Source organism: Streptomyces sp. NPDC040432 (genome assembly GCF_055595445.1).
On the sequence record NZ_JBVIVP010000003.1, the window covers coordinates 496,090 to 522,005 of the forward strand.

The 25,916-nt window shown below is 72.6% G+C and carries 22 protein-coding genes and 1 pseudogene; 19 read left to right on the plus strand and 4 right to left on the minus strand.

What is annotated here, in order from left to right; translation table 11 throughout:
* Positions 1–210 precede the first annotated feature (210 nt).
* From ACZ58N_RS09345 to ACZ58N_RS09360, 4 genes and pseudogenes are all read left to right on the plus strand, one after another.
* Complete coding sequence (locus ACZ58N_RS09345) at positions 211–1,056, plus strand: DegV family protein (protein ID WP_471157291.1); 846 nt, start codon at positions 211–213, stop codon at positions 1,054–1,056.
* Between the two features lie 183 nt (positions 1,057–1,239).
* Positions 1,240–2,316, plus strand: a complete 1,077-nt coding sequence (locus ACZ58N_RS09350) for a ComEA family DNA-binding protein (RefSeq protein ID WP_471157293.1) — start codon at positions 1,240–1,242, stop codon at positions 2,314–2,316.
* 197 nt (positions 2,317–2,513) lie between these two features.
* Positions 2,514–4,937 (plus strand): annotated as a pseudogene (locus ACZ58N_RS09355) (ComEC/Rec2 family competence protein); the annotation flags it as partial.
* Positions 4,938–5,061: 124 nt separating this feature from the next.
* Positions 5,062–5,943, plus strand: coding sequence for a YceI family protein (locus tag ACZ58N_RS09360; protein WP_471157294.1), 882 nt, complete (start codon positions 5,062–5,064; stop codon positions 5,941–5,943).
* A gap of 56 nt (positions 5,944–5,999) precedes the next feature.
* Here the strand turns inward: ACZ58N_RS09360 and ACZ58N_RS09365 are convergent, their stop codons facing one another.
* On the minus strand, positions 6,000–6,242 hold the full coding sequence (locus ACZ58N_RS09365; protein WP_389711030.1) for a hypothetical protein: 243 nt from the start codon (positions 6,240–6,242) through the stop codon (positions 6,000–6,002).
* A gap of 61 nt (positions 6,243–6,303) precedes the next feature.
* Here ACZ58N_RS09365 and holA point away from each other — a divergent pair, with 61 nt between their 5' ends.
* Positions 6,304–7,296, plus strand: a complete 993-nt coding sequence (holA, locus tag ACZ58N_RS09370; RefSeq protein WP_471157296.1) for a DNA polymerase III subunit delta — start codon at positions 6,304–6,306, stop codon at positions 7,294–7,296.
* A gap of 557 nt (positions 7,297–7,853) precedes the next feature.
* Here holA and rpsT read toward each other — a convergent pair.
* Positions 7,854–8,120: a 30S ribosomal protein S20 gene (gene rpsT, locus ACZ58N_RS09375; RefSeq protein WP_471157298.1), complete on the minus strand. Its 267-nt coding sequence runs from the start codon at positions 8,118–8,120 to the stop codon at positions 7,854–7,856.
* Positions 8,121–8,361: 241 nt separating this feature from the next.
* On the opposite strand from rpsT, the gene lepA reads away from it, so the two are divergent.
* The 3 genes from lepA (at position 8,362) to hemW (ending at position 13,760) form a co-directional block, all read left to right on the plus strand.
* Complete coding sequence (lepA, locus tag ACZ58N_RS09380) at positions 8,362–10,227, plus strand: translation elongation factor 4 (protein WP_471157299.1); 1,866 nt, start codon at positions 8,362–8,364, stop codon at positions 10,225–10,227.
* Between the two features lie 307 nt (positions 10,228–10,534).
* Entirely contained in the window at positions 10,535–12,427 is a 1,893-nt protein-coding gene (locus ACZ58N_RS09385; RefSeq protein WP_471157301.1) for an AMP-dependent synthetase/ligase, read from the plus strand.
* 100 nt (positions 12,428–12,527) lie between these two features.
* Positions 12,528–13,760 (plus strand): radical SAM family heme chaperone HemW, encoded by a 1,233-nt coding sequence (gene hemW, locus ACZ58N_RS09390; RefSeq protein WP_471157303.1) that lies wholly within the window; start codon positions 12,528–12,530, stop codon positions 13,758–13,760.
* Between the two features lie 107 nt (positions 13,761–13,867).
* On the opposite strand, the gene ACZ58N_RS09395 is transcribed toward hemW, so the two are convergent.
* Both ACZ58N_RS09395 and ACZ58N_RS09400 read right to left on the minus strand, forming a co-directional pair.
* Positions 13,868–14,668 (minus strand): DUF3097 domain-containing protein, encoded by an 801-nt coding sequence (locus ACZ58N_RS09395; RefSeq protein WP_471157305.1) that lies wholly within the window; start codon positions 14,666–14,668, stop codon positions 13,868–13,870.
* A gap of 28 nt (positions 14,669–14,696) precedes the next feature.
* Positions 14,697–15,428 carry an MBL fold metallo-hydrolase gene (locus tag ACZ58N_RS09400; protein ID WP_471157306.1) on the minus strand — a complete coding sequence of 244 codons (732 nt, stop codon included), beginning with the start codon at positions 15,426–15,428 and terminating at the stop codon, positions 14,697–14,699.
* Positions 15,429–15,620: 192 nt separating this feature from the next.
* Here ACZ58N_RS09400 and hrcA point away from each other — a divergent pair, with 192 nt between their 5' ends.
* The 11 genes from hrcA to ACZ58N_RS09455 all read left to right on the plus strand — a co-directional run bounded on the left by hrcA (position 15,621) and on the right by ACZ58N_RS09455 (position 25,862).
* Positions 15,621–16,637, plus strand: coding sequence for a heat-inducible transcriptional repressor HrcA (gene hrcA, locus ACZ58N_RS09405; RefSeq protein ID WP_471157307.1), 1,017 nt, complete (start codon positions 15,621–15,623; stop codon positions 16,635–16,637).
* Positions 16,638–17,774: a molecular chaperone DnaJ gene (gene dnaJ, locus ACZ58N_RS09410; protein WP_471157308.1), complete on the plus strand. Its 1,137-nt coding sequence runs from the start codon at positions 16,638–16,640 to the stop codon at positions 17,772–17,774. It begins immediately after the preceding gene.
* A gap of 157 nt (positions 17,775–17,931) precedes the next feature.
* Complete coding sequence (locus tag ACZ58N_RS09415; RefSeq protein WP_471157309.1) at positions 17,932–19,023, plus strand: nitronate monooxygenase; 1,092 nt, start codon at positions 17,932–17,934, stop codon at positions 19,021–19,023.
* Entirely contained in the window at positions 19,020–19,763 is a 744-nt protein-coding gene (locus ACZ58N_RS09420) for a 16S rRNA (uracil(1498)-N(3))-methyltransferase (RefSeq protein ID WP_471157311.1), read from the plus strand. The genes ACZ58N_RS09415 and ACZ58N_RS09420 overlap by 4 nt, the downstream gene beginning before the upstream one ends.
* A 132-nt stretch (positions 19,764–19,895) precedes the next feature.
* A complete protein-coding gene (locus ACZ58N_RS09425) occupies positions 19,896–20,255 on the plus strand; it encodes a histidine triad nucleotide-binding protein (RefSeq protein ID WP_471157313.1) in 360 nt (119 codons plus the stop codon).
* A 3-nt stretch (positions 20,256–20,258) separates the two neighbouring features.
* Entirely contained in the window at positions 20,259–21,164 is a 906-nt protein-coding gene (locus ACZ58N_RS09430) for a ribonuclease Z (protein ID WP_471157314.1), read from the plus strand.
* 273 nt (positions 21,165–21,437) lie between these two features.
* Positions 21,438–22,523: a carbohydrate kinase family protein gene (locus tag ACZ58N_RS09435; protein WP_471157572.1), complete on the plus strand. Its 1,086-nt coding sequence runs from the start codon at positions 21,438–21,440 to the stop codon at positions 22,521–22,523.
* Between the two features lie 139 nt (positions 22,524–22,662).
* Positions 22,663–23,700, plus strand: a complete 1,038-nt coding sequence (locus ACZ58N_RS09440; RefSeq protein WP_471157316.1) for a PhoH family protein — start codon at positions 22,663–22,665, stop codon at positions 23,698–23,700.
* Between the two features lie 13 nt (positions 23,701–23,713).
* A complete protein-coding gene (gene ybeY, locus ACZ58N_RS09445) occupies positions 23,714–24,211 on the plus strand; it encodes an rRNA maturation RNase YbeY (RefSeq protein WP_471157317.1) in 498 nt (165 codons plus the stop codon).
* Entirely contained in the window at positions 24,208–25,512 is a 1,305-nt protein-coding gene (locus ACZ58N_RS09450) for a hemolysin family protein (RefSeq protein WP_389711018.1), read from the plus strand. The genes ybeY and ACZ58N_RS09450 overlap by 4 nt, the downstream gene beginning before the upstream one ends.
* Positions 25,509–25,862 (plus strand): MmcQ/YjbR family DNA-binding protein, encoded by a 354-nt coding sequence (locus ACZ58N_RS09455; protein ID WP_471157318.1) that lies wholly within the window; start codon positions 25,509–25,511, stop codon positions 25,860–25,862. Before ACZ58N_RS09450 ends, ACZ58N_RS09455 begins: the two co-directional genes overlap by 4 nt.
* Positions 25,863–25,916 lie beyond the last annotated feature (54 nt).

Below are 25,916 nucleotides of genomic sequence, written 5' to 3' on the forward strand. Positions count from 1 at the left end.
GAAGGTCCGTGGGGCTGCGGTGGTCCGTGGGCCCCTGTTGGACCGTGCAGCCGGGGCGGTCCGTGGGGGTCGGGACGGGCGTTTCGTAGGGTTCGGCCCGCCGTTGCGGTGCGCCGGGCCTGCCGATTTCGTGGGGTTCGGACTTGACGTTCTTCGTGAGCCGAGGGGCCGGGCTGCCGGATCGCCCCCGGTGGCGGTAACCTCCGGCTCATGTCCCGCCATGTCGCGATCATCACCGATTCCACGGCCTATCTGCCCCCACCGGCGATGGCGCGGCACGGGATCAGCTCCGTCCCCCTGACCGTGGTCCTGGGAGGCGAGGCACTGGAGGAGGGCACCGAGATCTCGGCGCGCAGCCTCGCCGTCGCCTTGCAGAAGCGCCGCTCCGTCACGACCTCCAGGCCGGGCCCGGAGGAGTTCGTGCGCGCCTACCGGGCCGCCGCTGACGCCGGTGCGACCGGCATCGTCAGCCTCCACCTCTCCGCGGAGTTCTCCGGTACCTACGACGCCGCCGTGGTGGCGGCGAGGACGGCGCCCGTACCGGTGCGGGTCGTCGACACGGGCATGGTCGCGATGGCCCTCGGGTTCTGCGCCCTCGCCGCCGCCGAAACGGCCGAGGCCGGCGGTTCCGCGGACGAGGCCGTCGCCGCCGCGGAGAAGCGCGCCGCGGAGATGTCGGCGTACTTCTACGTGGACACCCTCGACTACCTCCGCCGCGGCGGCCGGATCGGGGCCGCGCAGGCGCTCCTCGGCTCGGCCCTGGCGGTCAAGCCGCTCCTGACGTTGGACGGCGGGCGCATCGAGATGCTGGAGAAGGTGCGTACGGCCTCCAAGGCCATCGCACGGCTGGAGGAACTGGCCGTCGAGCGGGCGGGTTCGCGCAGCGTCGATGTCGCCGTGCACCACCTGGCGGCTCCCGAACGAGCGGAGAAGCTCGCCCAACACCTTCGGGAACGGATCCCCGGGCTGGTCGAGCTGCACGTCAGCGAGGTCGGTGCGGTCATCGGCGCGCACACCGGGCCCGGTCTGTTGGCGGCGGTCGTTTCGCCACGCTGAGCCGGGTGCGGGTGCGGGTGCGGGTGCGGGTGTTGGTGGTGGTGGGTGTCCGTGAGTGGGGCGAGGCGTTCGGATTCGGGGACTGTCACCGGGACGGGTGGTCGAGTTATCCACAACGTGCCTGATATCCACTGGAATTGAAGGCTCCGAGCGGGGATCGGGTGGCACCCCTAGCGTCGTGGCATGACTCTGCGAACGCACTCCTCGCGCCACTTCGAAGCCTCCGTCGCCACCGCAGGCCCCGGCAGGCCCCGCCGTTCCGACGGCCGCCTCCGCGACCGCCGTCGCGCCCGGCCCGACCCCGACCGCCTGCGGCGTCGGGCCGAGGCGCTGCTGTCCGCCGGCGGAGCCGCAGGGCGGCGAGAACGAGGACCCGTGCGGGAACGAGGGGAGGGGCGGGCGGCCGATCCGCCGCCGCCCGACATCCGTGGAGGTACGACCGGGTTCGGCGGGCGCGAGGTGCGGGACGCGGTCGGTGGGCTCGGGGTGGGGAGTGTCCGTGCCGCATCCGAGGTGTCGGGCGCACCCGGTGCACCCGACGCGTCGGGGGAGGGCGCCGGTGGGTCGAGCGGACCGGCCGGGCGGTGGCCGGCGGTGCGGGAGCGGCTGCCCGTGTGGGTGCAGGCCCGCTGTGGGGTGGAGCGGCGCACGGTGGCAGCCGTGGCCGTCGTGCTGGTCGCGGCGGTCGGGTTCGCCGGCCGGCAGTACTGGTCGGGCCGGCCGCAACCGGTGACGGCACCCGCGGTGATCACCCCGGCACCCGCACCGGCTCCCGGCCCGGCGCCGGGGCCCGGTGCCGCGGCCGGGCCGGGCGGGCGCATCGTGGTGGACGTCGGGGGCAAGGTCCGGGATCCGGGCGTGCGGAGGCTGCCCGCCGGCTCACGGGTGGAGGATGCGCTGGCGGCCGCCGGGGGAGTGCGGCCGGGCGCCGACACCACCGGGCTCAACCGGGCCCGGATCCTCGTGGACGGAGAACAGGTGCTGGTGGGGACACCAGCGCAGCAGGCACCGATCGGAGGTGCTCCGGGTTCGGGGGCCGGTTCGGGGGCCGGTTCGGGTTCGGGCGTGGTGCCGCTGAGCCTCGCCACCGCGACCGTCGAGCAGTTGGACGGTCTGCCCGGGGTGGGACCGGTACTGGCCCGGCACATCGTCGACTTCCGCACCGCCCGGGGCGGAATCCGGGCCGTGGAGGAACTTCGGCAGGTCAACGGCATCGGCGAGCGTCGCTTCGCCGACCTGCGCCCCTTGGTGCGGCCGTGAGCACCCCGGACGGGCGCGGCGCCGGCGGTGGTGGCCCCGAGAGGGGCGCGAGCGAAGGCTCCGGGTACGTGGGGCGCGTGCGGCGGTCGATGGCGCCGGGGCCGGTCGCGGGGGGTATGGCTCGCCGGGTCGGTGGCAACGGGGCCGCGGGGGCGGGGCCCCGGGTGTCCGCGGTGGTCGGGCCCCCGGGCCGGTCCGTGGGGGACGGTGGGAGGGGAGCGGGCCGCCGCGGGCCCGGTGGGCGTGACAAGGGGGTCGGGTCGTTGGACCTCCGGCTCGTCGTGCCGGCTCTGGGCGCCTGGGCGGCGGCGGCAGCGGCCCTCGTCGCCCCGGGCCCGTGGACCGCCGCCGGGGTGGGGCTCGCGGTGGTCGCGGCGGGAGTGTTGCTGTCGGCCGGGGCCCGCGGGACGCGGCTCCTGTGGCGGATCGGCGTGACCGCGGCCGCCACCCTGCTCTGCGCGGCCGCCGGGGCAGGGGTGGCCGGGCTGGAACGGGCCGAGGCGCGGGCGGGACCGCTGCCCCGGCTCGCCGGGGCGCACGCCCGGGTCCTGACGGAGCTCACCGTCGGCTCGGACCCCCGGGCGGCGCGCACCGGCACGGGGCCGCCCGTGGTGGTGCTGGACGCCGTGGCCACCCGGGTGACGGGCCCCGACGGCGAGGCGAGCCGGATCCGGACCCCGGTGCGGGTGCTCGCCGCGCACCCCGGATGGGCCCGGCTGCTGCCCTCCACCCGGGTCGCGGTGGTGGCCCGCCTCGCTCCCGCCCGGAGCGGGGAACAGGCCGTGGCGCTGGTCCGCCCGGCGGGCGACACGCCGCCCCGGGTGACAGCCGGCCCGAACACCGCGCAGCGCCTCGCCGCGACCCTGCGCGTCGGCCTGCGCGACGCCACCGAGGGGCTCGCGCCGGATGCCAGGGCCCTGCTGCCGGGCCTGGTGGTCGGCGACACCTCCAGGGTCCCGCCCGACCTGCACGACGCGTTCCGGGCCACCGACCTGCTGCACCTCCTCGCCGTCTCCGGGGCGAACCTGACCGTCGTGCTGTATCTGCTCATCGGGCCCCCGGCCCGTGCGCAGCACGCCGAGCGGCGGGGGTTGGCGCCCCGCCTGGGGCTGTCGCTCAGGGCCACCGCGGTGGGCGGGGCGGCCCTGACCCTGGCCTTCGTGGTGGTCTGTCGCCCAGAGCCGAGCGTGCTGCGCGCCGCCGCCTGCGGGGGCATCACCCTGTTGGCCCTCGCCACCGGGCGGCGCAGGTCCCTGATCCCCGCGCTCGCCGGGGCCGTCCTGTTGCTGGTGCTGTACGACCCGTGGCTGGCCCGCAGTCCCGGATTCCTGCTGTCGGTCCTGGCCACCGGGTCGCTGCTCACCCTCGGGCCCGCCTGGGGCGAAGCCCTGCGGCGGCGGGGGATGCGGCCCCGGTTCGCCGACGCGCTGGGGGCCGCCGCCGCGGCGCAGGCCGTGTGCGCCCCCGTCGTGGTCGTGCTCTCCGCCCGGGTCAGTCTCGTCGCCGTGCCGTGCAACCTGCTGGCGGAACTCGCGGCGGGGCCGGCCACGGTGCTGGGCTTCGCGGTCCTCGCCACCGCCTCGTGGTGCATGCCGCTGGCGGAGCTGCTCGCCCGGTGCGCCGCAGTGCCCGCCGGGTGGATCGCCGCGGTCGCGCGCGCCGGCGCGCGGCTGCCGGGAGCCGAACTGCCCTGGCCCGGCGGGCCGGGCGGAGCCCTGCTGCTGGTCGCCGCGACGGCGGCCCTGGTGGGACTCGCCGTCAGGTTCGGCCGGCGGCGGGGGGTGTGCGCCGCCGTCGCCGTGGTGCTGCTGATGGCCGTACTGCGGCCGCCGCAGCTGATCCGTACGCTCACCGGCTGGCCGCCGCCCGACTGGAGCTACGTGCAGTGCGCCGTGGGCCAGGGCGACGCCGCCGTGCTCGCCGTCGCCCCGGGCTCCGCGGTCGTGGTGGACGCGGGGCCCGAGCCCGGGCCGGTGGACGCCTGCCTGCGGACCCTGGGTGTGAATCGCGTCCCACTGCTGCTCCTCACGCACTTCCACGCGGACCACGTGGGAGGGCTCCGCGGGGTGCTGCGGGGTCGGTCCGTGGGTGTGATTCAAACCACCACCGTGCGGGAGCCGGCAGGGCAGGCGGCGTTCGTCGGGCGGGTCGCGGCGGACGCCGGGGTACCCGTCGTGCAGGCAGTGGCGGGGGAGCGGAGGAAGGCCGGAAGAGCGGAGTGGCAGGTGCTGTGGCCGTCGGCGGTCGGCCCCCCGCCCGAGGGGGCCAACGACGCGAGCGTCGCCCTCCTGGTCCGCACCTCCGGGCTGACGTTCCTGCTGCTGGGAGACCTCGAACCGCCTTCTCAGGAAGCCCTCTTGAGGGAACATCCGGAGCTTGGGCCGGTGGACGTCCTGAAGGTCGCCCACCACGGTTCGGCACGCCAGGACCCCGCTCTCCACGACCGGGTACGGCCGCGGCTCGCGATCGTTCCCGTCGGTGCCGGCAACCGCTACGGCCATCCCGCGCCGGGCATGCTGGCCCGCCTGAGGGCCCGCGGTGCGACCGTCCTGCGCACCGATACCGACGGTTCGATCGCGGTTTTCGGCAGTGGTCCCCGGATGAGGGCGTTTCCGGCCGGCCGGCGTCGGAACGGGGCCGGGCATACCGGGCGCGACCATTCTGTTTGCCCACAACCCGGCAGCATGATCGAATGCCTCTTCGCCGGAACGGTCCAAGTCCACACAGCACGGGGGTGCGTCAACCATGTTCGGTCGCCGACGGGGGATGGAGTCGGCCGGAAGCGTCGACTCGCAGAGAACCGCGACGCTCACCTTGCCGCCGACGGCGCGGCTGTTGAGCTGTCGGGTCCTCGATACGGTCCACCAGCCCATCCGGCAAGCCAAGTTCGAGGTCACCGATCCGATCGGCAGACGGGTCGTCAGCGGCGAGACCGATCCGTACGGAGGGTTCACCGCGGCCATGCCGGAGGGCGAGTACCGGCTCTCGGTGACCGCCGAGGGGTACGCGCCGTTCCACGGGGCGATGCTCGTGGGCGATCCGGCACAGCTCGGCACCGCGGAGATCATCCTGGACGCGGTGGAACCGCCGCGGCTGCCGCAGCCCGGGCACTGGGAGCTCGACCCGTCGCACTCGTCGATCGGTTTCGCCGCCCGGCACATCGGCTTCGCCCGGATCCACGGCCGCTTCAACACCTTCGCGGGCGCGGTCCGGATCGCGGACCGCATGGAGGAGTCCTCCATGCACGTCATCATCGACGCGGCGAGCATCGACACGGGACTGCGCCTGCGGGACGACCACCTGCGGTCCGCGGACTTCCTCGACGCCGCCCGGCACCCGACGGTGGAGTTCTACAGCGAGCGGTTCATCCACCGCTCCGGCAGCCGCTGGGCGGTCGCCGGGGCCCTCACCCTCCACGGCGTCAGTCGTTCCGTCACCCTGGACACCCAGTACCTGGGTCACGGCACGGGCCTGGAGGGCGAACCGAGGGCCGCCTGCCGGGCCACGGCCGAGCTGAACCGCGAGGACTTCACCCTGAACTGGCAGTCGATGCTGGCGGCGGGCGTCGCGGCGATCGGCGCGAGCGTGGAAGTGGCGTTGGACGTGCAGATCGTCCACAAGGCCTGACACCACGCCCCCGCGGGACACCACGCCCCCGCGGCCCGGAGGGGCCCGGGAGGGCTTCAGGGGGCTTCGAGCCAGCCCTCGTACTCGGCGGCGAGGTCGTCCAGGGAAGCGGCGTCGAGTCGTTCCTGCGGGTCCTCCACGACCACCAGCCACTGGGCGTCCTCGGCGTCGTCCTCTCCGGCGAGGGCGTCGCGCACCAGTTGGGGTTCTTCGGGCAGGCCGAAGCGGTCGACGGCCTCCTGGGCCACCTCTTCGGCGGCGTCGCGGTCCGGGAGGACCAGTACATGTCGCTCGTTCACCCGACCATTCTCGGCTACCGGACGAGGAGGACTGTCGGTGCGGCGTGGGATGCTGGAGCCGATGGCCACCAGGAAGAACTCAACCGACGACCTGCTCGCCCCGCTCACCCTCGCGGTGGGGCAGGAGGACCTGCTGCTCGACCGTGTCGTACGGGACGTGGTGACGGCGGCCCGAGCGGCCGACGCCGACACGGACGTGCGGGACCTCACCTCCGACCAGCTCCAGCCCGGCACGCTGGCCGAGCTGACCAGCCCCTCGCTCTTCTCCGAGCGCAAGGTCCTGATCGTGCGCAACGCGCAGGACCTGGGGGCCGACACCGTCAAGGAGGTGAAGGCCTACCTCGGCGCACCGTACGAGGAGATCACCCTCGTCCTCCTCCACGCGGGAGGCGTCAAGGGCAAGGGCCTGCTCGACGCGGCACGGAAGGCGGGCGCCCGGGAGGTCGCCTGTCCGAAGATGACCAAGGCGGCGGACCGGCTGTCGTTCGTGCGGGGAGAGTTCCGCACGCTGGGGCGCTCCGCGACCCCCGAGGCCTGCCAGACGTTGGTCGACGCCATCGGCAGCGACCTGCGCGAACTGGCGAGCGCGGCGGCGCAGCTGTGCGCGGACGTCGAGGGCACCATCGACGAGGCCGTGGTCGGCCGCTACTACACCGGCCGGGCCGAGGCCTCCAGCTTCACCGTCGCCGACCGGGCGGTCGAGGGGCGGGCGGCGGAAGCGCTCGAAGCGCTGCGCTGGTCCCTTTCCACAGGGGTCGCGCCGGTCCTGATCACCAGCGCGCTGGCCCAGGCGGTCCGTGCGATCGGCAAGCTGGCCTCCGCGCCCCGAGGGGCCCGCCCCGGCGACCTCGCCCGCGACCTCGGCATGCCGCCGTGGAAGATCGACCGGGTCCGGCAGCAGATGCGGGGCTGGTCGGCGGACGCCGTCTCCGACGCGCTGCGCGCGGTCGCCGCGGCCGACGCGGGCGTGAAGGGCGGGGGCGACGACCCCGAGTACGCCCTGGAAAAGGCCGTCGTGGCGATCGCCCGCGCGGCCCGCCCGGGCCGCCACTAGATCGCCCCTTCCGGATCTTGTCGGTCGGGCCCGCGTCGTCCGGTGCCGTGCATCGCAAGGCGGAGGGCCGCCCGTGTACCGGACGTACTCGGGCGCTCCGACCGGTCGCTCCGACCACACGGCGAGATGCGGTGCGGTGCGGGACGATGCGGTGCCGGACGATGGCGGGCCCGCCAGGATCCGCAAGAGCCGGAAGGAAGAGCCGGGAGTGACGGCTGAGGACCCGCCATCACTCGCGTCGTCGCCCCGGGGCGACCTCGCGGTGAGCCGCAGCCGCCCAGCGGCAATGGGTGCGAACGGGCCGCCCGTGCGGCGGGCCCGACACGCGTGGGGCGGTTCTGCCGGTGGGGACGCGCGCTGCGCGAGGGGCACGATCTCCGGGCAACGCGAAGGCCCCGGGCTCCGTCCTGGGGAAGGGCGGAGGCCCGGGGCCTTCGGTCACTGCATGGGTTGCGCCGCACCCGCGTGGCGAACGCAGGCCGCGTGCGGCGCGGTGTGCCGGTACGGAGCGGGAGAGAGGGCCCGCTGAGTCCCTACCGGCGATTCACATCGAGAGCTCAGCCCTGGAGGGAGGCAACCTTGGAGGCCAGCGCCGACTTCTTGTTGGCGGCGGCGTTCTTGTGGATGACACCCTTCGAGACAGCCTTGTCGAGCGCACGCGCGGCGGCGCGAGAAGCCACGGTGGCCTTCTCGGCGTCACCGGCGACGACGGCCTCGCGGGCCTTGCGGATAGCGGTCTTGAGCGAGGACTTGACGGCCTTGTTGCGCAGGCGCGCCTTCTCGTTCGTCTTGTTCCGCTTCATCTGGGACTTGATGTTCGCCACGAAAGAGCCTTTTCAGGTTCAGAGTTTTGTTCTTCGGATTGCGTCCCGCAGCTGAGAGGGCATGCGAGACACAGCTGCCCAGGCTACCAGGCACGTTCCGACCGGCCCAAACCGAGCGCACTGCCCCGTCCATGGGACCATGGGAGTCTGCGTACAGATCCCACATCGCGCCGACGAGGCGACGAGAGCAGACTTCGCTTCAGACAACGCTTCCGACTGCGACCGAGAATCAGGACACTGCGTGCCCGCGATCCCCAGCCACGTGCCCGAGCCGAGCCGTACCGACCCGGCGCTGATCCGCAACTTCTGCATCATCGCGCACATCGACCACGGCAAGTCGACGCTCGCCGACCGGATGCTCCAGCTCACCGGTGTCGTCGACCAGCGGCAGATGCGCGCCCAGTACCTCGACCGCATGGACATCGAGCGTGAGCGCGGCATCACGATCAAGTCGCAGGCGGTCCGTCTGCCCTGGTCGCCCACGGAGGGCGAGGGCAAGGGCACCACGCACATCCTGAACATGATCGACACGCCCGGTCACGTCGACTTCACCTACGAGGTCTCGCGCTCGCTGGCGGCCTGCGAGGGCACGGTCCTGCTCGTGGACGCCGCCCAGGGCATCGAGGCGCAGACCCTCGCCAATCTGTACCTGGCGATGGAGAAGGACCTGGCCATCGTCCCGGTCCTGAACAAGATCGACCTCCCGGCGGCCCAGCCGGAGAAGTTCGCGGAGGAGCTCGCGAACCTGGTCGGTTGCCAGCCGGAGGACGTGCTGCGCGTCTCGGCGAAGACCGGTCTCGGCGTGGACGCGCTGCTGGACAAGATCGTCGCCACGGTGCCGGCCCCGGTCGGCCCCAAGGACTCCCCGGCCCGCGCCATGATCTTCGACTCGGTCTACGACTCGTACCGCGGTGTCGTGACGTACGTCCGTGTCGTCGACGGCCAGCTCAACAAGCGCGAACGCATCCGGATGATGTCCACCGGCGCCACGCACGAGCTGCTGGAGATCGGCGTCTCCTCCCCGGAGATGACCCCGGCCGACGGCATCGGCGTCGGCGAGGTCGGCTACATCATCACCGGCGTGAAGGACGTCCGTCAGTCCAAGGTCGGTGACACCATCACCAGCCTGCACAACGGCGCGACCGAGGCCCTCGGCGGCTACAAGGACCCGCGTCCGATGGTCTTCTCGGGCCTGTACCCGCTCGACGGTTCCGACTACCCGGACCTGCGCGAGGCCCTGGACAAGCTCCAGCTCAACGACGCCGCGCTCGTCTACGAGCCGGAGACCTCCGCGGCCCTCGGCTTCGGCTTCCGCGTCGGCTTCCTCGGCCTGCTGCACCTGGACGTGGTGCGCGAGCGCCTGGAGCGCGAGTTCGGTCTCGACCTGATCGCCACCGCGCCGAACGTGGTCTACCGCGTGGTCATGGAGGACGGCAAGGAAGTCAGCGTCACCAACCCGAGCGAGTTCCCCGAGGGCAAGATCTCGGACGTGTTCGAGCCGGTCGTGCGGGCCACCGTGCTCGCGCCCACCGAGTTCATCGGCGCGATCATGGAGCTCTGCCAGACCCGCCGCGGCACGCTGCTCGGCATGGACTACCTCTCCGAGGACCGGGTCGAGATCCGCTACACCCTCCCCCTCGCGGAGATCGTCTTCGACTTCTTCGACCAGCTGAAGTCCAAGACGCGCGGCTACGCCTCCCTCGACTACGAGCCCACCGGCGAGCAGTCCGGCAGCCTGGTCAAGGTCGACATCCTGCTGCACGGCGACAAGGTCGACGCCTTCTCCGCCGTCACGCACAAGGACGCCGCCTACGCCTACGGCGTGCGCCTGGTCGCCAAGCTGCGCGAGCTCATCCCGCGGCAGGCCTTCGAGGTGCCGATCCAGGCCGCGGTCGGCTCCCGCGTCATCGCCCGCGAGACCATCCGCGCCATCCGCAAGGATGTCCTCGCCAAGTGCTACGGCGGTGACATCTCCCGTAAGCGGAAGCTGCTGGAGAAGCAGAAGGAGGGCAAGAAGCGGATGAAGATGGTCGGCTCCGTGGAGGTCCCGCAGGAGGCCTTCATCGCCGTCCTCTCCAGCGACGAGTCCGGCGGCAAGAAGAAGTAGCCGTAGCGCCTGCCGCCGCGCGCGGCGGCCAAGGGAACACCAAGGGCGGGTCAAGAACCGGCATCGCCCAAGTCGTACGAAACGGGCCCACATGCACACGCATGGGGGCCCGTTTCGTTATGAAGCGGCGGCTCGCGGGCTCTTACGTGCCGGCCACGCGGCCTCTAGTCTGATCACTGCTCCATGGTTACTCGCCAGTTCTATTGCGCCAGTCGAACCGCCACCCGCACGGGTGGTGGCTGCACCCCGCCAGTCCCAAGCGCCCCACGCCCACGCCCTGCCGCGTGGACCCGGTCCGGAGGATGTCGTGAGCGACACACAGACCATGATCGAGAACCGTCCGCCCTCCGTGGCGGCCCTCTTCCTTGACCGCGTCGCCGCAACGCCGAACAGGGAGGCCTATCGCTTCCCCGTGCCGGCCGCCGGCCCCGAGGGCGGACCCGACGACTGGAAGTCGCTCAGCTGGGGGCAGGCCGCGGAACGCGTCTTCGGCATCGCCGCCGGGCTGATCGCCCTGGGCATCCAGCCGGAGCAGCGGGTCGCCCTCGCCTCCAACACCCGGGTCGAGTGGATCCTCGCCGACCTCGGCGTGATGTGCGCGGGTGGCGCCGTCACCACGATCTACCCGAGCACCAACGCGGAGGAGTCGGCGTACATCCTCGCGGACTCCGAGAGCCTGGTGCTGATCGCCGAGGACGGCGCGCAGCTGGCGAAGGCGCGCGAGCGCCGCGCCGACCTGCCGCACCTCGCGCACGTCGTCGTCCTGGAGGCCGCGGACGCGGTCGCCGCCGACGGCGACCCCGAAGGCTGGGTGCTCTCCCTCGCCGACCTGGAGGCGCGCGGCGCGGAGTACCTCGCCAAGCACCCCGAAGCGGTGAAGCAGCGGATCGCGGACATCACCGCGGACCAGCTCGCCACCCTGATCTACACCTCCGGCACCACCGGCCGCCCCAAGGGCGTCCGACTGCCGCACGACAACTGGTCGTACATGGCCAAGGCCACCGTCGCCACCGGTCTGATCACCGCGGACGACGTCCAGTACCTGTGGCTGCCGCTGGCGCACGTCTTCGGCAAGGTGCTCACCTCCGGCCAGATCGAGGTGGGGCACGTCACCGCCGTCGACGGACGCATCGACAAGATCATCGAGAACCTGCCGATCGTCCAGCCGACCTACATGGCGGCCGTCCCGCGCATCTTCGAGAAGGTCTACAACGGTGTCGCGGCCAAGGCCCGGGCGGGCGGCGGCGCCAAGTACAAGATCTTCCAGTGGGCGGCGGGCGTCTCCCGCGAGTACGCCAAGGTCACCCAGGACAACTTCCGCCGCACCGGCCGGGCCAGCGCCCCCTTCGGCCTCAACACCCAGCACAAGATCGCCGACGCGCTCGTCTACTCCAAGCTCCGCGAGGCCTTCGGCGGCAAGCTCCGCGCCGCCGTCTCCGGGGCGTCCGCCCTCGCCCCCGAGATCGGCTACTTCTTCTCGGGCGCCGGCATCCACATCCTGGAGGGCTACGGCCTGACGGAGTCCAGCGCGGCCTCCTTCGTCAACCCCGGCGAGGCCTACCGCACCGGCACCGTCGGCAAGCCGCTCCCCGGCACCGAGGTCCGCATCGCCGACGACGGCGAGGTCATGCTGCGCGGCCCCGGCATCATGCAGGGCTACCACCAGCAGCCGGACAAGACCGCCGAGGTCCTGGAGTCCGACGGCTGGCTGCACACCGGTGACATCGGCGAGCTCTCGCCCGACGGCTACCTGCGCATCACCGACCGCAAGAAGGACCTGATCAAGACCTCGGGCGGCAAGTACGTCGCCCCCGCGGAGATCGAGGGCCAGTTCAAGGGCATCTGCCCCTACGTCTCCAGCATCGTCGTGCACGGCGCCGACCGGAACTTCTGCACCGCGCTGATCGCCCTCGACGAGCCCTCGATCCTGGCCTGGGCCGCCGACAACGGCCTGGAGGGTAAGTCGTACGGGCAGGTCCTGGCCGCGCCGGAGACCAGCCGCCTCATCGAGACGTACGTCCAGACCCTGAACGAGGGCCTCCAGAGGTGGCAGACGGTCAAGAAGTTCCGGCTGCTGCCCCGTGACCTGGACGTCGAGCACGGCGACCTCACGCCCAGCCTCAAGCTGAAGCGCCCGGTGGTCGAGCGGGAGTTCAAGTACCTCATCGAGGAGATGTACGAGGGCTCGCGCGAAGCCTGACACCGCCCGGCCGGTCCCGCCCGCGGGCGGGACCGGCCGGGTCCCGGGCGTCCCGCCGCGGGCGGGGCGCCCGGGGCCACGGGTGCGGGACAATGGGGGCATGCCTTCCGCACTGCCCGACGGTGAACCCATGCCCGAAGACGGCTCGCTGCCGTCGCACGCCCTCACGGGTGCCGGGGACCGGCCGCTCGGGTTCTACCTGCACGTCCCGTACTGCGCCACCCGCTGCGGGTACTGCGACTTCAACACCTACACGGCCACCGAGCTGCGGGGCACCGGCGGTGTGCTCGCCTCCCGGGAGAACTACGCGGACACCCTGATCGACGAGGTCCGCCTCGCCCGCAAGGTGCTCGGTGACGACCCGCGCGCCGTGCGCACCGTCTTCGTGGGCGGCGGCACGCCCACGCTGCTGCCCGCCGGGGACCTCGTACGGATGCTCGCGGCGATCCGCGACGAGTTCGGCCTGGCGCAGGACGCGGAGATCACCACCGAGGCCAATCCCGAATCGGTGAACCCCGCCTACCTCGCCGAACTGCGGGCCGGCGGCTTCAACCGGATCTCCTTCGGCATGCAGAGCGCCAAGCAGCACGTCCTGAAGGTCCTCGACCGCACCCACACGCCGGGGCGGCCCGAGGCGTGCGTGGCGGAAGCCCGCGCAGCCGGCTTCGAGCACGTCAACCTGGACCTGATCTACGGCACGCCGGGGGAGTCCGACGACGACTGGCGGGCCTCCCTGGAGGCCGCGCTGGGCGCCGGACCCGACCACGTCAGCGCCTACGCCCTGATCGTCGAGGAGGGTACCCAGCTGGCGCGGCGCATCCGCCGCGGCGAGGTCCCCATGACCGACGACGACGTGCACGCCGACCGGTACCTGATCGCGGACTCGGTGATGGCCGACGCGGGCTACTCCTGGTACGAGGTGTCGAACTGGGCCACCTCGGACGCGGGCCGCTGCCTGCACAACGAGCTGTACTGGCGCGGCGCCGACTGGTGGGGCGCCGGACCGGGCGCCCACTCGCACGTCGGCGGGGTCCGCTGGTGGAACGTCAAGCACCCCGGTGCCTACGCGGCCGCCCTCGCGGAGGGTCGCTCCCCGGGCGCCGGGCGCGAACTCCTGTCGGCGGAGGACCGCAGGGTGGAGCGGATCCTGCTGGAGCTGCGCCTCGTGGACGGCGTCCCGCTGTCGCTGCTGGCCCCCGCCGGGCTGGCGGCGGCCGGCCGGGCCCTGTCGGACGGCCTGCTGGAGGCGGGCCCGTACGCGGCCGGCCGGGCGGTGCTGACCCTGCGCGGCCGGCTGCTGGCCGACGCGGTGGTCCGCGACCTGGTCGACTAACCGCGACCCGGTCGACCGGTCGCGACCCGGTCGACCGGTCGCGACCCGGTCGACCGGCCGGGAGCCGCCGGCCGGGGCGTGTGACGCGACCGTCCCGCCCGGGGCCCTCAGGGCGCCGTGACGAAGTCGATCAGTTCCTCGACGCGTCCCAGTAGGGCCGGCTCCAGGTCCCGGTACGAGGTCACCCGCGACAGGATGTGCTGCCAGGCCGCCCCGGTGTTCTCCGGCCAGCCCAGGGCGCGGCAGACGCCCGTCTTCCAGTCCTGGCCGCGCGGCACCACCGGCCAGGCCGCGATGCCCAGCGCGGACGGCTTCACCGCCTGCCAGACGTCCACGTACGGGTGACCCACGACCAGGACGTCCGCGCCGGTCACCGCCGCCGCGATCCGGGACTCCTTCGAGCCCGGAACCAGGTGGTCCACCAGGACGCCCAGGCGGGCGTCCGGAGCCGGGTCGAACTCCGCCACCACGGCGGGCAGGTCGTCGACGCCCTCCAGGTACTCCACGACCACGCCCTCGATGCGCAGGTCGTCGCCCCAGACCCGCTCCACGAGCTCCGCGTCGTGCCGGCCCTCGACGTAGATCCGACCGGCCCGGGCCACCCGGGCCCGGGCTCCGGGGACGGCCACCGAGCCGGACGCGGTGCGCGCGGGCGCCGCCGGCGCCCGCGAGGCCCGGACCAGGGTCACGGTGGCGCCGTCCAGCAGGAAGCCGGCCGGCTCCAGGGGGAAGGCCCGGCGCTTGCCGAAGCGGTCCTCCAGGGTCACCGTGCCCGCCTCGCACTCGACGACCGCACCGCAGAAGTCACCGCCCGCCACCTCGACCACGAGGCCGGGGTCCGCCGGCACCTGGGGCACCGCCCGGGGACGCTTCCACTGCGGGGTCAGGTCGGGGGAGTACTCGCGCATCCGGCCGAGCGTAGGAGAGCCCGGCCGCTCACGCCTCCGACACGCCGAACCGGGCCGCCAGTGTGGCGCGTTGCTCACGTACGAAGCCGGCCGTGACCAGCGCTCCGTGACCCGGCACGTACACGGCGTCGTCCCCGCCGAGGGACAGCAGCCGGTCCAGGGCGGCGGGCCACTGTCCGGGGACCGCGTCCCGGCCCGCCTGGGGCTCGCCCGACTCCTCGACGATGTCCCCGCAGAACACCACCTCCCGCTCACCCGGCACGAAGACGGTCAGGTCGTACTGCGAGTGCGCGGGCCCCAGGTTGGCCAGCAACACCTGCACCCCGCCCAGCTCCAGCGTCCACTCGCCCGACACCAGGTGCTGAGGCGCCCGCAGGAGCTCCGCGGCCGTGGCGGCATCGGCCTCGGCCAGCCCGTTGCGGACCGCGCTCGCCCGCAGCTCCTCGCGGCCCCTGGCGGGAGCCAGCAACCGCTCCAGGCCGACCGCGCCGAAGACCTCGGCCTCCGGGAAGGCCGGTGCGCCCATCACATGGTCGAAATGTCCGTGCGTGAATGCGATATGGGTCACGCGGCGGCCCGTCAGGCGCTCCACCTCGGCGCGCACCTCGGCGCCCTCCCGCACGGAGGAACCCGGGTCGATCAGGAGGACCGACTCGTCCCCCACCACCAGTCCCACCGTGCAGTCCCACACCGGAAGGCGGCGCCGGCCGGCCCGTCCGGTGAGCCGTTCCCAGCCCGCCTCTTCCCAACGTACGTCCATGGCGCGACGCTACCCTGACGGGCCGCCCTTGCCCGCCGCGTACCACCCGGCCGTACACTGACCGGGGCATCTCTGGCACTCGCACGCGCAGAGTGCCGGCAGCGGCCGACCAGGCCGGACCGAATACCGACCGAAACCGGACCCGGGACCGACCGGGACCGACCGACACGACCGCATCCGGAGGTGTGCGCGATGCTCAGTGAACGCAGGCTCGAAGTGCTGCGCGCCATCGTCCAGGACTACGTCGGGACGGAGGAACCGGTCGGTTCCAAGGCGCTCACCGAGCGGCACCGCCTCGGTGTGTCCCCGGCGACCGTGCGCAACGACATGGCCGTGCTGGAGGAGGAGGGCTACATCGCCCAGCCCCACACCAGCGCCGGCCGGATCCCCACGGACAAGGGCTACCGCCTCTTCGTCGACAAGCTGGCGGGGGTCAAGCCGCTGTCGACGCCCGAGCGCCGGGCCATCCAGAACTTCCTCGACGGGGCCGTCGACCTCGACGACGTGGTGGGCCGCACGGTGCGCCTCCTCGCGCAGCTCACCCGCCAGGTCGCCGTCGTCCAGTACCCGTCCCTGACCCGTTCCACCGTCCGGCACGTCGAACTGCTCTCCCTGGCCCCGGCCCGGTTGATGCTCGTGGTGATCACGGACACCGGGCGGGTCGAACAGCGGCTCGTGGACTGCCAGACGCCCTTCGGGGAGAACTCCCTGGCCGATCTGCGGGCGCGGCTGAACAGTCGGGTCGTGGGCCGTCGGTTCACCGACGTGCCGCAGCTCGTGCAGGACCTTCCGGAGTCCTTCGAGACCGAGGACCGGGCGACGGTCAAGGCCGTCCTCGACACCCTCCTCGAAACGCTGGAGGAGGAGGCGGAGGAGCGGCTGATGATCGGCGGCACCGCGAACCTCACTCGCTTCGGACATGATTTTCCCTTGACGATCAGGCCGGTGCTCGAAGCGCTTGAGGAGCACGTCGTGCTGCTCAAGCTGCTGGGCGAGGCGGGGGAGTCGGGGATGGCGGTACGGATCGGTCACGAGAACGCCTACGAGGGGCTCAACTCCACGTCGGTCGTCTCCGTCGGCTACGGTTCGGGCGGCGAGGCAGTCGCCAAACTCGGCGTGGTCGGACCGACCCGCATGGACTACCCCGGAACGATGGGAGCGGTACGCGCAGTGGCACGTTACGTCGGACAGATCCTGGCGGAGTCGTAAGTGGCCACGGACTACTACGCCGTACTCGGCGTGCGCCGCGACGCATCCCAGGACGAGATCAAGAAGGCATTCCGGCGGCTCGCCCGCGAGCTGCACCCGGATGTCAATCCCGATCCCAAGACGCAAGAGCGCTTCAAGGAGATCAACGCCGCCTACGAGGTCCTCTCGGACCCGCAGAAGAAGCAGGTCCACGACCTGGGCGGTGACCCCCTCTCCGCCGGCGGCGGAGGCGGGGCGGGCGGCTTCGGTGCCGGTGGCTTCGGCAACTTCTCCGACATCATGGACGCCTTCTTCGGCCAGTCCCAGCAGCGCGGACCGCGCTCGCGGACCCGCCGGGGCCAGGACGCCATGATCCGCCTGGACCTGGAACTGGACGAGGCGGCCTTCGGGACGACCAAGCCCATCCAGGTCGACACGGCCATCGTCTGCACCACCTGCTCCGGTGAGGGCGCCGCACCCGGCACCTCCGCGCAGACGTGCGACATGTGCCGCGGTCGCGGCGAGGTCTCGCAGGTCACCCGGTCCTTCCTGGGCCAGGTCATGACCTCGCGACCCTGCCCCCAGTGCCAGGGCTTCGGCACCGTGGTCCCCACCCCGTGCGCCGAGTGCGCGGGCGACGGCCGGGTCCGTTCCCGCCGCAACCTGACGGTGAAGATCCCCGCCGGTGTCGAGAACGGCACCCGGATCCAGCTCGCGGGCGAGGGCGAGGTCGGCCCCGGCGGCGGCCCCGCCGGCGACCTCTACGTGGAGATCCACGAGCTGCCCCACGCCACCTTCCAACGGCGCGGTGACGACCTGCACTGCACGGTCACGATCCCGATGACGGCGGCCTCCCTCGGCACCAAGTGTCCGCTGGAGACCCTGGACGGCATGGAGGAGATCGACATCCGGCCCGGCACCCAGTCCGGCCAGTCGATCCCGCTGCACGGGCGCGGCGTCACGCACCTGCGCGGCGGCGGCCGGGGAGACCTCATCGTCCACGTCGAGGTGACCACCCCGAGCAAGCTCGACGCGCAGCAGGAGGAACTGCTGCGCCAGCTGGCGAAGCTCCGCGGCGAGGAGCGGCCCACGGGGCAGTTCGCGCCCGGCCAGCAGGGCCTGTTCAGCCGTCTGAAGGACGCGTTCAACGGCCGCTGAGCGGCCCGCGACAGCACGCAGGAGCCCGGCCCGGGGTCATCCCGGACCGGGCTCCCGCGCGTTCCGGGGGACCCGTTCGGGACACCCGGGAAGCGGACTATGCCAGGCGAATTGCCGTGATTCGGCCCGGTGGTCGGGACGTGGCACGATGCAGTCCATGTCCTCCGCACCGAACGGTCTCTCCCCGTACCCGATCGTGCAGGCTCCCATGGCGGGCGGCGCCTCCTGCCCACCCCTGGCGGCCGCCGTGTGCGAGGCCGGCGGGCTGGGCTTCCTCGCGGGCGGCTACAAGACGGCCGACGGCATGTACCAGGAGATCAAGCAGACGCGCGGGCTCACCCGCCGCCCCTTCGGCGTGAACCTGTTCATGCCGCAGAACGCCTACGTCGACCCGACCGCCGTCGAGGCGTACCGAGGGCAGCTCGCCGGGGAGGCCAGCTGGTACGAGGTCTCCCTCGCCGAGGAGGACATCATCGGGACCTGCGACGACGGCTACGAGGCCAAACTCGCGATCCTCCTCGACGACCCCGTCGCGGTCGTCTCCTTCACCTTCGGCTGTCCCGCGCCCGCCGTGTTCACCCGGCTGCGCAAGGCCGGCACCTACGGCATCGTCACCGTCACCTCCGTCGACGAGGCCCGCGCCGCGCAGGAAGCCGGCGCCGACGCCCTTTGCGTCCAGGGCGTCGAGGCCGGCGGCCACCAGGGCACCTACCGCGACGACCCGCAGACCGACGGCACCGCCGCCGTCGGCCTGCTCGCCCTGGTCGCCCAGGTGCGCGAGGCGGTCACCCTCCCCCTCATCGCCTCCGGCGGCCTCATGCGCGGCGCGCAGATCGCCGCGCTCCTCGCGGCGGGCGCGGAGGCGGCGCAACTCGGCACGGCCTTCCTCGCCTGCCCGGAGTCCGGCGCGCACCCGCTGCACAAGAAGGCCCTGACGGACCCCCTGTTCGCCCACACGGAACTCACCCGGGCCTTCTCGGGCCGCCCGGCCCGGGGCCTCGTCAACCGGTTCATGCGCGAGCACGGACCGTACGCCCCCGCCGCCTACCCTCAGATCCACCACATGACCTCGGGGCTGCGCAAGGCCGCCGCCGCCGCGGGCGATCCCCAGGGCATGTCGCTGTGGGCCGGGCAGGGGCACCGGCTGGCGCGGGTGATGCCGGCCGGGGACCTGGTGGAGGTGCTGGCGACCGAACTGGTCCAGGCACAGAGCTCGTTGAAGGTGTTGCAGATGAGGAGAGCGTCATGACGGCCCCCGTGTTCGTGGTCGAGGAGGTCCCCGCGGGGCCCGAGTTCGTACTGGACGGCCCCGAAGGCCGGCACGCCGTGTCGGTGAAGCGGCTCAACCCGGGCGAGGAGGTCGTCCTCACCGACGGCCGGGGCCGCTGGGCCGAGGCCGTCGTGAAGTCCGCCGAGGGCAAGGACCGGCTCGTCGTCTCCGTCGCCGAGGTGTCCGAGGAGGCCGAACCGGCCGTCCGGATCACGGTGGTCCAGGCCCTGCCCAAGGGGGACCGGGGCGAGGTCGCCGTCGAGACGATGACCGAGACCGGCGTGGACGCGATCGTCCCCTGGCAGGCCTCGCGCTGCATCACCCAGTGGCGCGGCGACCGCGGCGCCAAGTCCCTGGCCAAGTGGCGCGCCACCGCCCGGGAGTCCGGCAAGCAGTCCCGCCGCGTCCGGTTCCCCGAGGTGGCCGAGGCCCTGTCCACGAAGCAGGTCGCCGCGCTGCTCGCCGAGGCCGACCTGGCCATGGTGCTCCACGAGGACCGCGACGCCGCCTCCGACGCCCTCGCGACGGCCCCGCTGCCCGCATCCGGCTCCGTCGTCCTGGTCGTCGGCCCCGAGGGCGGGGTCTCGCCCGAGGAACTGGCCGCCTTCGCGCAGGCCGGGGCCCGGCCCTACCGACTGGGCCGCAGCGTCCTGCGCACCTCCACCGCCGGCACGGCCGCGGCCGCGGTCCTTCTGGCGCGCACCGGCCGCTGGTCCTGACCCTCCCGGCCTCGCGGGCCCCGCTCCGCGCGGGCCGGGGCGGGCACCGGCGGATCTCCGGCGGACCGGGCCGTTTCCGTCGTCGGGGCGGCTACGATGCCCGGACCGATCAACGTCACGGGAGGCGCAGCAATGGCCGGGGAACCGCAGGCGGACTGCCTGTTCTGCAAGATCGTCGAGGGCGCCGTGCCGGCGACCGTCGTCCGGGAGACCGCGACGACGATCGCCTTCCGGGACATCAACCCGCAGGCGCCGACCCACGTCCTGGTCATCCCCAAGGCGCACTACCCCGACGCGGCCTCCCTCGCGGCAGCCGAGCCGGGCATCGCGGCCGACGTACTGGCCGAGGCCGGACGGGTCGCCGCCGACGAGAAGATCGAGGAGCACGGCTACCGGATCGTCCTCAACACGGGCGCCGGCGCCGGCCAGACCGTCTTCCACGCGCACGCGCACGTTCTCGGCGGCCGCGGCCTCGAATGGCCCCCGGGATAGATCGTGTCCGTACGCGAATTCGTGGTGCTCGGCACCGCCAGCCAGGTTCCCACCCGCCACCGCAACCACAACGGCTACCTGCTGCGCTGGGACGGCGAGGGCATCCTCTTCGACCCGGGTGAGGGCACGCAGCGGCAGATGCTGCGGGCCGGGGTCGCCGCGCACGACATCAACCGGATCTGCGTCACGCACTTCCACGGCGACCACAGCCTCGGCCTGGCCGGGGTGATCCAGCGCATCAACCTGGACCAGGTCCCGCACCCGGTCACCGCGCACTACCCGGCCTCCGGGCAGAAGTTCTTCGACCGGCTCCGGTACGCGACCGCCTACCGGGAGACGGTGGCGCTCGCCGAGGAGCCGGTGTCCCGGGACGGGGTGCTCGCGCAGGGGCCCTCGTACGTCCTGGAAGCGCGGCTGCTCTCGCACCCGGTGGAGTCCTTCGGCTACCGGATCACGGAGCCGGACGGACGCCGGATGGTGCCCGAGCTGCTCGCGCGCCACGGGATCAAGGGGCCCGACGTCGGGCGCATCCGGCGCGAGGGGCAACTGGACGGAGTCGGTCTCGACGACGTCAGCGAACACCGGGCCGGTCAGCGGTTCGCCTTCGTCATGGACACCCGACTGTGCTCCGGGGTCGACGAACTGGCGGAAGGCTGCGACATGCTGGTGATCGAGTCGACGTTCCTGGAGGCCGACGAGCGGCTCGCCACCGACCACGGACACCTCACCGCCGGTCAGGCCGCCCGGGTGGCGCGGGACGCGGGCGTCCGGCACCTGGTCCTGACGCACTTCTCGCAGCGGTACACCGACCCCTCCGCGTTCGAGCGGGAGGCACGGGCGGCGGGGTTCGAGGGCGAGCTGACGATCGCGGCGGACCTGGTCACGGTCGCGGTACCGAAGCGCTCCTGATCGGCCGGCCGGGACCGCCGCGGCGCCCTTCCGGGCCCGCGCCGCGGACGGCGGCCATCGAATGGTGAGGTGGGTCACACTGGTTTCGGTTCTGCGGGACGGGGCGGTCGGGCCGGCCCCGACGGCCCTCCGTGGCCATCCGCGGTCCGCCGCCGTCCTCCACCTCCGAGCCCACCGGAAGAAACGACCCTTCTCAAACCTTCATCGACCTCCACACAGCCTCGCAGACCTTCGCGCACCGGGGAGTACACCGTGACCAGTCGGGACAGCCTCATCAGCCCGCAGGAAAAGCTGGACAAGCTGGACCCGCTGGAACCGCTCCGCGATCCCCACGAACCGGGCTGCGACGTCTTCCTCACCGGCACGGTCTTCCTCGACATCATCTTCACCGGCCTCGACTCGGCCCCGGTGCGCGGCACCGAGTCCTGGGCGCGCGGCATGGGCTCCAGCCCCGGCGGCGTCGCCAACATGGCCACCGCCCTGGCCCGGCTCGGCCTGCGGACCTCCCTCGCCGCCGCCTTCGGCGACGACCACTACGGCGAGTACTGCTGGGACGCGCTCGAACAGGGCGAGGGCATCGACCTGACCATGTCGCGGACCATCCCCGGCTGGCACAGCCCCGTCACCGTCTCGATGGCCTACGAGGGCGAGCGGACGATGGTCTCCCACGGCCACGAGGCCCCGCCCCCGGCGGGCCCCGGGGCCGTTCCCCGCTGCCCCCCGAAGGCCCGGGCCGCCGTGGCCTCGCTGGCCGCCGGGCCCGGCGAGGGATGGATCGCCGAGGCCGCCCGCCGCGGATCGCGGATCTTCGCGGACGTGGGGTGGGACGAGACGGGGCGCTGGGACCTGGGCGCCCTCGCCGACCTGGAGCACTGCGAGGCCTTCCTCCCCAACGCGGGCGAGGCGATGCGCTACACCCGGACCGAGTGTCCGCGCGCGGCCGCCCGGGCGCTCGCGGAGAAAGTGCCGGTGGCGGTGGTGACGATGGGTTCCGAGGGCTCGTACGCGGTCGACTCCCGGACCGGGGAGACCGCCGAGGTGCCCGCGATCACCGTCGACGCCCTGGACCCCACCGGCGCCGGGGACGTGTACGTCGCCGGGTTCGTCACCGGCAGCCTGGCCGGCTGGCCGCTGGCCGACCGGCTCGCCTTCGCCGGACTGACGGCGGCCCTCTCCGTCCAGGAGTTCGGCGGCTCCCTGTCCGCCCCGGGCTGGCCGGAGGTGGCCCACTGGTGGCGCGCGGCCCCGGACCGGCTGCGGGACCGCTACGGCTTCCTCGACGCCCTGGTGCCCCCCGGCGCGGATCCCTCCCCGCGCCGCCGCGCCGTCCCGACGATCGGGTTCAAGCACCCCGTGTGACCGTACGCCCGTTCCCGGCGCGGCCCAGCCGGAAAACCCCTCGGGGAAGCGAGGTCGTGGACGTACCCTTGGTACTCCGGAGGTCGGCGATCCGCGCGACCCTTCAGTGGGAGGTATGCGCAGGCCACAGTGCCGGCCCATGACTCAGACACCGACAGGCCACACCCCCGCGCCGGGCCAGGCGCGCGCCCATTTCACGGTTCCGGCCAGCCACCCCATGGTGACCGTGCTCGGCTCCGGCGACGCCCTGTTGCGGGTGATCGAGAGGGCTTTCCCGAAGGCCGACATCCACGTTCGGGGAAATCAGGTCAGCGCGGTCGGTGAAGCGGCGGAAGTCGCCCTCATCCAGCGCTTGTTCGACGAGATGATGCTGGTGCTCCGCACCGGGCAGCCGATGACGGAGGACGCAGTGGAACGCTCGATCGGCATGCTCCGGGCCAACGGCTCGGGAGGCGGCGAGGACGAGACCCCCGCCGAGGTGCTCACGCAGAACATCCTCTCCAGCCGCGGCCGCACGATCCGCCCCAAGACGCTCAACCAGAAGCGGTACGTCGACGCGATCGACAAGAACACGATCGTCTTCGGCATCGGCCCCGCCGGTACCGGAAAGACCTACCTCGCCATGGCGAAGGCGGTCCAGGCCCTGCAGTCCAAGCAGGTCAGCCGGATCATCCTGACCCGCCCCGCCGTCGAGGCCGGCGAGCGCCTCGGCTTCCTCCCGGGCACCCTGTTCGACAAGATCGACCCGTACCTGCGGCCGCTCTACGACGCCCTGCACGACATGATCGACCCGGACTCCATCCCCCGCCTGATGGCCGCCGGAACGATCGAGGTGGCACCCCTGGCGTACATGCGGGGCCGCACCTTGAACGAGGCCTTCGTCGTCCTCGACGAGGCGCAGAACACCACCACCGAGCAGATGAAGATGTTCCTGACCCGGCTCGGCTTCGATTCGAAGATCGTGATCACCGGTGACGTCACGCAGGTCGACCTGCCGGGCGGGGCCCGCAGCGGTCTGCGACAGGTCCAGGACATCCTCGAAGGCGTGCGCGACATCCACTTCTCACGGCTCACGTCCGAGGATGTCGTCCGCCACAAGCTGGTCGGCCGTATCGTCGACGCGTACGAGAAGTACGACGACAGCCAGCAGGCCACGAACGGCCACCAGCGGAAGTAGAGCTCAGCGCACCATGTCGATCGACGTCAACAACGAGTCCGGAACCGAGGTCGACGAGCAGGCGATCCTCGACATCGCCCGCTACGCGCTCACCCGGATGCGGATCCACCCGCTCTCCGAGCTCTCCGTCATCGTCATCGACGAGGACGCCATGGAGCAGCTCCACATCCAGTGGATGGATCTGCCCGGCCCGACCGACGTCATGTCCTTCCCGATGGACGAACTCCGTCCGCCGTCGAAGGACGACGAGGAGCCCCCGCAGGGGCTCCTCGGCGACATCGTGCTGTGCCCCGAGGTGGCGAAGAAGCAGGGCGAGGAAGCCCCGACGCAGCACTCCATGGACGAGGAGCTCCAACTCCTCACCGTCCACGGGGTGCTGCACCTCCTCGGCTACGACCACGAGGAGCCGGACGAGAAGGCCGAGATGTTCGGCCTCCAGGCGGCCATCGTCGACGGCTGGCGCGGTGAACGCGGCGTGACCGGCCCGTCCCCGGCCCCGACCGTCTCGTGAACGCCCCCCAGCTGATCACGGGAGCGGTCCTGCTGGTGGTGGTGGCCTGGTTCGCGGCGTGCGCCGAGTCCGGGATCGCCCGCGTCTCCAGCTTCCGCGCCGAGCAGGCCGTACGGGAGAACCGGCGCGGCAGCGCGAAGCTCGCCCAGGTCACCGGGGATCCCACCCGCTACGTGAACGTGGCGCTGCTGGTGCGCGTCACCTGCGAGATGGCGGCGGGCGTGCTCGTCACGTACGTCTGCCTCGACGAGTTCGGCGAGAACTGGACGGCCCTGTTCGTCGCCATCGGCGTGATGGTGCTGGTCTCCTACGTCGCGGTCGGCGTGTCCCCGCGCACCATCGGCCGCCAGCACCCGCTGAACACCGCGACGGCCGCCGCGTACGTCCTCGTACCGCTCGCCCGGATCATGGGGCCGATCCCGCAGCTCCTCATCCTCATCGGCAACGCGCTCACGCCCGGCAAGGGCTTCCGCAAGGGGCCCTTCGCCTCCGAGGCGGAGCTGCGCGCGATGGTGGACCTCGCGGAGAAGGAATCGCTGATCGAGGACGACGAGCGCCGCATGGTGCACCAGGTCTTCGAGTTGGGTGACACCCTCGTGCGCGAGGTGATGGTGCCCCGCACCGACCTGGTCTGCATAGAGCGCTACAAGACGGTCCGTCAGGCCACCACGCTCGCCCTGCGGTCCGGCTTCTCGCGGATCCCCGTCACCGGGGAGAACGAGGACGACATCGTCGGGATCGTCTACCTGAAGGACCTCGTCCGCAAGACCCACATCAGTCGGGAGGCGGAGGCCGACCTGGTCTCCACGGCGATGCGGCAGGCGGTGTTCGTGCCCGACACGAAGAACGCCGGGGACCTGCTGCGCGAGATGCAGTCCGTGCGCAACCACGTGGCCGTCGTCATCGACGAGTACGGCGGCACGGCCGGGATCGTCACCATCGAGGACATCCTGGAGGAGATCGTCGGAGAGATCACCGACGAGTACGACCGCGAGCTGCCGCCCGTCGAGGACCTGGGCGGCGACCGCTACCGGGTCACAGCGCGCCTGGACATCACCGACCTCGGCGAGCTGTTCGGGGCGCTGGCCTTCGACGACGAGGACGTGGAGACGGTCGGTGGGCTGCTGGCCAAGGCGCTGGGCCGGGTGCCGATCGCCGGCGCCTCGGCCACGGTCGACCTGCCGGACGGACGCCCGCTGCGACTGACCGCCGAATCCCCGGCGGGCCGCAGGAACAAGATCGTGACGGTGCTGGTCGAGCCGGTGCCCCCGGCCGCCGCCGACGGGGAGGAGGGCGAATGACCCCCGCCGAACTGCGCGCGTTCTGCCTCGGCTTCAACGCGGCGGTCGAGGAGTTCCCGTTCACCCCCGAGACCTCGGTGTTCAAGGTGCTGGGCAAGGTGTTCGCGCTCAGCGCCCTGGACGCGGAACCGCTGAAGGTCAACCTCAAGTGCGAGCCGGAGCTGGCGGTGCGCCAACGCGAGGAACACGAGGCGATCGAGCCCGGCCGGCACATGAACAAGCGACACTGGAACACGGTGACCGTGGGTGGACTGCCGGACGCGCTGGTGCGCGAGCTGGTGGAGGACTCGTACGACCTGGTCGTCGCGGGGCTCCCGAAGGCGGAACGGCTCCGGCTCGACCGGCCCTGAGCCGACCGGGGGCGGGGCCGGTCGTCCGGCTCCGCCCGCGCCATCCCTATGCTT

Bases quoted from the DNA above. Each gene is read 5' to 3' on its own strand.
- ACZ58N_RS09415 (WP_471157309.1), top strand. From the start codon at position 17,932: ATGTCCTCCGCACCGAACGGTCTCTCCCCGTACCCGATCGTGCAGGCT.
- ACZ58N_RS09360 (WP_471157294.1), top strand. From the start codon at position 5,062: ATGTTCGGTCGCCGACGGGGGATGGAGTCGGCCGGAAGCGTCGACTCG.
- ACZ58N_RS09440 (WP_471157316.1), top strand. From the start codon at position 22,663: ATGACTCAGACACCGACAGGCCACACCCCCGCGCCGGGCCAGGCGCGC.
- ACZ58N_RS09400 (WP_471157306.1), bottom strand. From the start codon at position 15,428: ATGGACGTACGTTGGGAAGAGGCGGGCTGGGAACGGCTCACCGGACGG.
- ACZ58N_RS09420 (WP_471157311.1), top strand. From the start codon at position 19,020: ATGACGGCCCCCGTGTTCGTGGTCGAGGAGGTCCCCGCGGGGCCCGAG.
- holA (WP_471157296.1), top strand. From the start codon at position 6,304: ATGGCCACCAGGAAGAACTCAACCGACGACCTGCTCGCCCCGCTCACC.
- ACZ58N_RS09425 (WP_471157313.1), top strand. From the start codon at position 19,896: ATGGCCGGGGAACCGCAGGCGGACTGCCTGTTCTGCAAGATCGTCGAG.
- ACZ58N_RS09395 (WP_471157305.1), bottom strand. From the start codon at position 14,668: ATGCGCGAGTACTCCCCCGACCTGACCCCGCAGTGGAAGCGTCCCCGG.
- ACZ58N_RS09455 (WP_471157318.1), top strand. From the start codon at position 25,509: ATGACCCCCGCCGAACTGCGCGCGTTCTGCCTCGGCTTCAACGCGGCG.
- hemW (WP_471157303.1), top strand. From the start codon at position 12,528: ATGCCTTCCGCACTGCCCGACGGTGAACCCATGCCCGAAGACGGCTCG.
- ACZ58N_RS09345 (WP_471157291.1), top strand. From the start codon at position 211: ATGTCCCGCCATGTCGCGATCATCACCGATTCCACGGCCTATCTGCCC.
- ybeY (WP_471157317.1), top strand. From the start codon at position 23,714: ATGTCGATCGACGTCAACAACGAGTCCGGAACCGAGGTCGACGAGCAG.
- hrcA (WP_471157307.1), top strand. From the start codon at position 15,621: ATGCTCAGTGAACGCAGGCTCGAAGTGCTGCGCGCCATCGTCCAGGAC.
- ACZ58N_RS09350 (WP_471157293.1), top strand. From the start codon at position 1,240: ATGACTCTGCGAACGCACTCCTCGCGCCACTTCGAAGCCTCCGTCGCC.